Origin of the sequence: Streptomyces anatolicus (assembly GCF_019400875.1) — a bacterium.
GTDB lineage: Bacteria > Actinomycetota > Actinomycetes > Streptomycetales > Streptomycetaceae > Streptomyces > Streptomyces anatolicus.
Genome location: NZ_WMBF01000308.1, coordinates 1 through 7,588 on the forward strand (window position 1 = coordinate 1; position 7,588 = coordinate 7,588).

Here is a 7,588-nt window from a genome sequence, read left to right on the forward strand (position 1 = left end):
GTGCGGCGGGGCGTGCGGCGGGGCGGACAACTCCCGCGCCGAGCCCGCCGCTTCGTCCGTGCCGTCCGCGAGGTACCCTCGCCCTAAGGGCTTTTTGTCCGCTTCTGTGATAGTTCTTCGGTGTGACGTCCGTCGTGCCGCCCCTCGTGGCCAGGGTCCTGCTGCTCGCCGGCGGGAGTCTGAACGCGGCGCTCGCCGTTCTCGTCGCCTCCCCGCTGCCCCGCGTCCCGCTCCTGGTGCTCGTCGCGGCCGCGATCACCTCCTGGGGGCTGCTGCTCGTGGCGCCGGGGCTCATCGGTCTGCTCGCCGCCGCGCTCGCGGGGCGGCGCCACCCCTGGTGCGCGGGGCTCGCCTCACTCGCGTCCTTCGCGGCGCTCGTCTACGGAGTGATGCCCTACGCCGCCGCGTACGGCACGGCCGTACGGCAGGGGCAACCGCTCACCCCCGCCGGTTACTTCGACGGCGTCAACTACGCCAAGGTGCCCGACCGCTCCCGCACGCTCACCTACGCGCGCGTGGGCGACCGCGAGGCGCGCGGGCGGCGGGGGCACGGTCACAGGCTGGACCTCGACCTGTGGGCCCTGCCCAAGCGGGCCGGAGTGCGCCATCCCGCGGTCGTCTGGGTGCACGGCGGCGGCTGGAACAAGGGGCACCGCAGCCAGACCCCGGAATGGAACCGGTGGTTCAACGCGCGCGGGTGGTCCGTCTTCGACATCGACTACCGCCTCGCGCCCCGCGCCACCCAGCTCGACCAGATCGGCGACGTGAAGTGCGCGGTCGGCTGGGTCAAGCGTCACGCGCGCGCATACGGCGTCGACCCCGACCGCCTGCTGCTCATGGGCAGTTCGGCCGGCGGCAACCTCGCGCTCTCCGCCGCCTACACCGACGGCGACAGCCGGGTCCCGGCCTCCTGCGAGGCGCGGGACAGCTCGGTCTCGGGCGTCATCTCGCTCTACGGGCCCACCGACATGCGCCGCCTGATCGCCGGCACCGCGCTGCGCGCCGACCCCATGATGGCGCGCCTGATGGGCGGTTCGGCGGCCTCCGCCCCCGCCCGCTACCGCCTCGGCTCGCCCGCGCGCCTGGTGCGGGGCGACCTGCCCCCGACCCTGCTGCTGCACGGCGGCGCGGACCGCGCGGTGCCGGTGGCGCAGGCACGCGAGCTGGCGCGGCGCCTGAAGGGGGCCGGGGCCCCGGCGACGTACGTCGAACTGCCGTGGGCCGATCACTGTTTCGACGTGAACTGGGGCGGCTGGGGCAGCCAGATCGCCCGCGCGGCGACCGAACGTTTCCTCAGCAGGCTTGATCGTTCGCCTTATCCGGGAAAGAGCCCTGCGTAAAGACCTGCGAGGGCAGACTTCATCACTTCGAGTGATTCCTTGGCCTTGGGTTGCAGCCAACAACCCACGGTTGCCAGGCTGTAGCTGTCTGTCAACCTGATGGGAGTGGCCAGTGACTTTCGGTGAGCAGCCGGCGTATCTGCGCGTCGCGGGTGATCTTCGCAAGAAGATCGTCGACGGTTCGCTCCCGCCGCACACCCGGCTCCCCTCGCAGGCCAGAATCCGCGAGGAGTACGGCGTCTCGGACACCGTCGCCCTGGAGGCGCGCAAGGTCCTGATGGCCGAGGGCCTGGTCGAGGGCCGCTCCGGTTCGGGGACGTATGTGCGCGAGCACCCCGCCCCCCGCAAGATCATCCGCACCGGCTACCGCGCGGTGAACGGCGGCTCGACCCCCTTCCGCCAGGAGCAGGCCGCCGACGGCGCGCGCGGCACCTGGGAGTCCCGCAGCGAGCAGGCCGAGGCGGGCGCCGGGATCGCCGAGCGCCTCGGCATCCGCCCGGGCGACCGCGTGATGTGCACCAAGTACGTGTTCCGGGACGCGGGCGAGGCGATGATGCTCTCCACCTCCTGGGAGCCCCTCGCCGTCACGGGCCGCACCCCCGTGATGCTCCCCGAGGAGGGCCCGCTCGGCGGCTGCGGGGTGGTGGACCGCATGGCGGCCATCGACGTCGTCGTGGACAACGTGGCGGAGGAGGTCGGCGCCCGCCCCGGCCTCGCCGAGGAGCTGACCGCGCTCGGCGGCGTCCCCGGCCATGTGGTCATCGTCGTCCAGCGGACGTACTACGCCTCGGGCCGCCCGGTCGAGACGGCCGACCTCGTCGTCCCCGCCGACCGGTACCGCGTCGCGTACCACCTGCCCGTGAAGTGAGCGCGGCCCCGGACGCGGCGGGGAGGTCCGGGGCGGGGCCGGGGGCGCATCCACGCGGTGCGCCCCCGGCCCTTGTCGTCCTGATGGCCGATTGACTACGGCCTGCGTACCTCTTTGTGCAAACTCGTATCCGCTGAGTAAAGGTCGGGCGTAGGCTCGGGCATATGCGGAGTGCGGTTTCCTTGGTGATCGAGGCGTGGCGCGCGCCGGGGGCGGCGAGCGGAGGAGCGCGATGAGCGACGGGACGGTCCTGCTGCCCTGGTTCGTCATACGACAAGACGACGACGGCAACCGCTATCGCGTGGGCAGGTTCGCGACGAAGGCCGAGGCCCAGAAGATCGCGGACAGCCTCGACGACCTCGGCTCCGACCAGCTGTACTCGGTCGAGCGGCTGAACCAGAACGGCGGCGGACGCCAGTAGCCCAGGGGGCGGCGGGACCTGACGGGCCGGACGGACCCTATAGCGCAGGCTCTAAGCTCCCGCGCATGAACGAACGCATTGTGGTGGGCGCCGCCCTGTTCGACGAGGGACGCCTGCTCGCCGCGCGGCGCAGCGCGCCCCCCGAACTCGCGGGCGGCTGGGAGCTGCCCGGCGGCAAGGTCGAACCGGGCGAGCGGTGCGAGGACGCGCTGGCGCGCGAGCTGCGCGAGGAGCTGGGCGTCGAGGTGGAGATCCTGGAGCGCGTGCCGGGCCAGTGGCCGCTCGCCAAGGGATACGCCCTTCGGGTGTGGAAGGCCCGCCTCCGCTCGGGAGTGCCCGAGCCTCTCCAGGACCATGACGAACTGCGCTGGCTCGCCCCTGATCAGATCTGGTCGGTCGAGTGGCTTGCCGCGGACGTGCCCGCGGTCACCGCAGCGCTCGAACAGCCACACGCCGCGCACTGACACCTCCCGCGCACCTCTACGCCGTTCGTGCCACAGTGCGCCCCCGGGCACGGTAAAGCCACCCGCATATCGGGTATGTGCCCATTAACCGCCCGAAATCGGACAGGTTCTGCCGATGGTCTGGAAGTGATCGGCGTGATCGACACCGAAGGCGACTGCGCGGAGTGGGACTTCCCCGCCGACCCCGGCGCCGTCCGCACCGCCCGCTCCGTCGTCCGCGAGCAGCTCGGCGACTGGGGCCTCGCCCGCCTCGGTGATGTCACCGCGCTGCTGGTGAGCGAGCTGGTCACGAACTCCCTGCGGTACGCGTCCGGGCCCATCGGCGTACGCCTCGTGCGCCCCGCCGACCCGCTGGGCGCACTCCTGGTGGAGGTCTCGGACCCGCTCCCCGACCCGCCGCTCGCCCGCACCGCCGCACCCGACGACGAGGGCGGCCGCGGCCTTCAGCTGGTGGCCCGCTCCTCGCGGAGCTGGGGCACGCGTCCCGGCCGCCCGGGCAGCACGGGCAAGACGGTGTGGTTCGAGCTGGCGCTGCCGGGTTAGAAGACTTGCAGTGTGCGAAGGGCGTCGGGCACAAGAGCAGCACGGGCCAAAAAGCGACGAGTCCGTGCTGTGATCGTGAACGCCGTGTGGCGCGGCACCGTAGTGCTGGATACTGCGGTCAGCCGTACGCGGCGGCCGGTGCCGGACGCGGTGAGCTGGAGGGGACGGTTCGCGTGAGCGAGATACCAGCGAAGGCGACGGAGCCCGAGGGGCCGTCGGGCGACGCGCAGGCCGAGCGGCCGTCGGGTGACCCGGCGGCCGGTGAGTCGAGCGGTGACGCGGGGGAGGGGTCCTGCGACGTGCCGGCCGGCCCGGCGGCCGACGTGACCTGGCAGAGCAGCCCGCCCGGCTCGATCTACGACTACATCAAGGTCGCCTCCTTCTCGATCGGCCCCGACGGCCTCGTCGACCAGTGGAGCGTGCGCGCCGAGCGGCTGTTCGGGGTCGCCGCGCGCGACGCGGTCGGCAAGGACCCCATCGAGGCGTTCGTGCCGCCCGAGCTGCGTGCCGACGGCCACCGCAAGATGGCAGAGATCCTCGACGGACGGGAGTGGACGGGCGTCGTCCCCTTCCGCGTCCCCGAGGGCGAAGGCGGCGGATCCGGTGGACTGGGCGGACCGGGCGGACCGGGCGGGCCGGGCGCATCGGGCATGGAGGGCATCGCCGAGGTCTACGTCATGCCGACCGGCACGGAGGAGGGCGAGCGGGCCGCGGTCTGCATCGTCGTCGACGTCCGCGCGCTCCGGCAGATCGAGACGGACCTCGCCTCCTCGCAGGCCATTTTCGGCCAATCTCCCTTCGGCTTCCTGCTGTTCGGCACGGATCTCAAGGTGCTGCGGGCCAACCGCCGCTTCGCCGAGGTCTTCGGCGGCGGCGTCGAGGACCAGCGCGGCCGCACCGTCCACGACTATCTGCCGCGCCATGAGGCCGACCGGATGGCCGCCGCGATGAAGCGGGTCCTGGAGACCGGCGACGCCGTCACGGACATGCAGATCGTCGGCCCCACGCCCGGCGGCAAGGACCGCAGGCACTGGTCGATCAACCTCTACCGCGTGCACAGCGGTTCGGGCCGCCCCATCGGCGTCGCGGGCCTCGGCACCGACGTCACCCGGCGGCACGCGGCCGCCCGCGAGGCCGCCCAGGCCCGCCGCAACCTCGCCCTCCTGAACGAGGCGGGCGCCCGCATCGGCAACTCCCTCGACCTGGAGACGACCGCGAGGGAACTCCTCGACGTCGCCGTCCCCGGCTTCTGCGACCTCGCCTCCGTCGACCTCTACCAAGGCCTGCTCGACGGCGACGAGACCCCGCCCGGCCTCGCCGACGGCAGCGCGGAACTGCGCCGCGTGGCCTTCTCGAGCGCCGTCGCCGACGCCCCCTTCCCGGACGGCGGCGAGCCCGTCGACGTCGGCTCCGTGCATCGCTTCGCCTTCACCTCGCCCTGCGCCGACGCCCTGCGCGCGGCCCGCCCCCGGCTGACCACCGCCGAGGACGACGAGTCCGCGAGCCGTCTCACCGGCGGCCTCATCCAGTCGACGCTCGCGGTGCCGATGGTCGCCCACGACACCGTCGTCGGCCTCGCCCAGTTCTCCCGTACGAAGGGCAGCGAACCCTTCGGCGAGCGGGACCGGGCGCTCGCCGTCGAACTGGCCGCGCGCGCCGCCGTCTGCATCGACAACGCCCGCCTCTACCGCCGCGAGCACGAGCGCGCCCTGATACTGCAGCGGTCCCTGCTCCCGCCCGGTGACCCCGAGGCGTCCGGGCTCGACATCGCCTGCCGCTATCTGCCGGGCAACGCCGCGACGGAGGTCGGCGGCGACTGGTTCGACGTCATCGAACTGCCCGGGCACCGCACAGCCCTCGTCGTCGGCGACGTCATGGGCCGCGGCCTGCGCGCCGCCGTCGCCATGGGGGAGCTGCGCACCGCCGTGCGCACCCTGGCCCTCCTGGACCTGGAGCCCGCCGAGGTCCTTTCCGCCCTCGACGAGATCGCCCGCGGCCTCGGCAGCCCCGCCGGGCCCCAGCAGAGCCCCCGGGCCGCCCGCAAGGCCGCGGACGCCGACCTCAGCGAGGTGTACCTCGCGACGTGCGTCTACGCGGTCTACGACGCCGTCACCCGCCGCTGCACCTTCGCCAACGCGGGGCATCTGCCGCCCGTCCTCGTCGAGCCCGGCGAATCGGCGCTCATGCTCGACGTGCCGCCGGGGCTGCCGCTCGGGGTGGGCGGCGAACCCTTCGAGGACGTCGAGGTCGAACTCCCCGAGGGCGCGCTCCTCGCCCTCTACACCGACGGGCTCGTCGAGTCCCGCGACCATCCGCTCGACGAGGGCCTGAACGCGTTCGTACGCGCCCTCAACGACGCGCCTCCCGCCCTGGAGGACGTCTGCGACCACGTCCTGAACACCCTCGACACCCACCACGGCGAGGACGACATCGCCCTCCTGACGGCGCGTGTCCAGGGCCTGCCCGCCGAGCACGTCGGGGACTGGACGCTGCCGCGTGACCCCAAGTCGGTGGGGCGCGCCCGCGAACTCGCCTGCGACCAGCTGCGCGACTGGGACCTCGATCCCCTCTGCGACACGGCGGAACTGCTCGTCAGCGAGCTGGTCACCAACGCCCTGAGGTACGGCGAGGGGGAGATCAGACTCCGCCTCCTGCTCGACCGCACCCTGGTCTGCGAGGTCTGGGACGGCGGCTTCGTCCAGCCGCGCCGCCGACGAGCCCGCGACACCGACGAGGGCGGCCGCGGCCTCCAACTGGTCGGCCTGCTCAGCGCCGGCTGGGGCTCCCGGAGGACCCCGCGGGGCAAGACGGTCTGGTTCGAACTGCCACTCCCCGACGGCGATACCGAACCGGTGGACCCGGCGGAGGCCCTGCTCAGCCTCTTCTGACCCCGCGCCCAGCCGCCGGCCGGCTCCCCGTGCGGGGCCCTGCGGTGCGCGCGGGCGGGCGCGGGTCTGGGGTGTCCCAGACGGACGTCCGCTGGTCTGGCGTGCGGACGCCCGCAGAGGGGGGCGCGTGCCGACCCCTTGGGCCTCATGCGGGCGCCGACCGGCTTCAGGCTCGGACGGTCGTGGCTCTCGCTGTCCGGCGCCCGCAGGGGGCGCGCCCCCTGGGCCTCAGGCGGGGCGCCCGACCGGCCTGAGCGGCGCCCTCACAGCGGGGGCGGCCGGGCTCACGCGCCCGCCACGAGGGCCCGCCTCACGTGGTCGCCTTGAGGGCGGCGAGGCGGGCCTCCACCTCTGCCGCGTCGCCCAGGCCGTCCAACTCCTCGAACTGCGCGTCGAGCGAGGACGCGGCCAGCTCCTGTTTGCCGAGCGCCCGCGCCTCCTCGCGGCGCACCTTCTCCTCGAAGCGGCTCAGCTCGCTGGTCGGGTCGAGGACGTCGATGGTCCGGGCGGCGTCCATCATCTGGTTCTGCGCCTGCGCGGTCTTGGCGCGCGCCACCAGCTGATCGCGCCTCGACCGGAGATCCGCCAGCTTCGTCTTCATCCGGTCGAGCCCCGACCTGAGCCTGTCCACGATCTCCGTCTGCGAGGCGATCGTCGGCTCGGCCGCCTTCGCCTCCTTCTCGCACTGCACCTGCCGCCCGAGCGCCACCTTGGCGAGCCGGTCGAACTTGTCGGCCTCCGTCGCGCTCCCGCCCGCCCGCAGCTCATCGGCCTTCCGGCTCGCGGCGAGCGCCTTGCCGCCCCACTCCACGGCCGCGTCCTGGTCCTCCCGGTGGTCCTGCTCCAGCATCCGCAGATTGCCGATGGTGGTCGCGACCGCCTCCTCGGCCTCCCTGATGTTGTCCGTGTAGTCGCGGATCAGCTGGTCGAGCATCTTCTGCGGATCCTCGGCCTGGTCGAGGAGCGCGTTGATGTTCGCCCTGGCGAGCTGGGTGACACGGCCGAGGATGGTCTGCTTCGTCATGGCCTGGTCCTCCTTGTACGAGGGTCGAGAGGGATGTACG

The 7,588-nt window shown here is 73.2% G+C and carries 7 protein-coding genes; 6 read left to right on the forward strand and 1 reads right to left on the reverse strand.

What is annotated here, in order from left to right:
• The first annotated feature begins 122 nt into the window (after positions 1-122).
• The 6 genes from GKQ77_RS23130 to GKQ77_RS23155 all read left to right on the forward strand — a co-directional run bounded on the left by GKQ77_RS23130 (position 123) and on the right by GKQ77_RS23155 (position 6,524).
• Positions 123-1,340, forward strand: a complete 1,218-nt coding sequence (locus tag GKQ77_RS23130; protein WP_219690845.1) for an alpha/beta hydrolase — start codon at positions 123-125, stop codon at positions 1,338-1,340.
• A gap of 112 nt (positions 1,341-1,452) precedes the next feature.
• Positions 1,453-2,208, forward strand: coding sequence for a GntR family transcriptional regulator (locus GKQ77_RS23135; protein ID WP_219690846.1), 756 nt, complete (start codon positions 1,453-1,455; stop codon positions 2,206-2,208).
• 232 nt (positions 2,209-2,440) lie between these two features.
• A complete protein-coding gene (locus GKQ77_RS23140; protein ID WP_219690847.1) occupies positions 2,441-2,629 on the forward strand; it encodes an SPOR domain-containing protein in 189 nt (62 codons plus the stop codon).
• Positions 2,630-2,694: 65 nt separating this feature from the next.
• Positions 2,695-3,093: a (deoxy)nucleoside triphosphate pyrophosphohydrolase gene (locus GKQ77_RS23145; RefSeq protein WP_219690848.1), complete on the forward strand. Its 399-nt coding sequence runs from the start codon at positions 2,695-2,697 to the stop codon at positions 3,091-3,093.
• A 126-nt stretch (positions 3,094-3,219) separates the two neighbouring features.
• Positions 3,220-3,636 carry an ATP-binding protein gene (locus GKQ77_RS23150; RefSeq protein WP_219690849.1) on the forward strand — a complete coding sequence of 139 codons (417 nt, stop codon included), beginning with the start codon at positions 3,220-3,222 and terminating at the stop codon, positions 3,634-3,636.
• Between the two features lie 173 nt (positions 3,637-3,809).
• On the forward strand, positions 3,810-6,524 hold the full coding sequence (locus GKQ77_RS23155; RefSeq protein ID WP_219690850.1) for a SpoIIE family protein phosphatase: 2,715 nt from the start codon (positions 3,810-3,812) through the stop codon (positions 6,522-6,524).
• A gap of 310 nt (positions 6,525-6,834) precedes the next feature.
• Here GKQ77_RS23155 and GKQ77_RS23160 read toward each other — a convergent pair whose 3' ends face one another.
• Positions 6,835-7,548, reverse strand: a complete 714-nt coding sequence (locus tag GKQ77_RS23160) for a PspA/IM30 family protein (protein WP_219690851.1) — start codon at positions 7,546-7,548, stop codon at positions 6,835-6,837.
• Between the last annotated feature and the right edge of the window lie 40 nt (positions 7,549-7,588).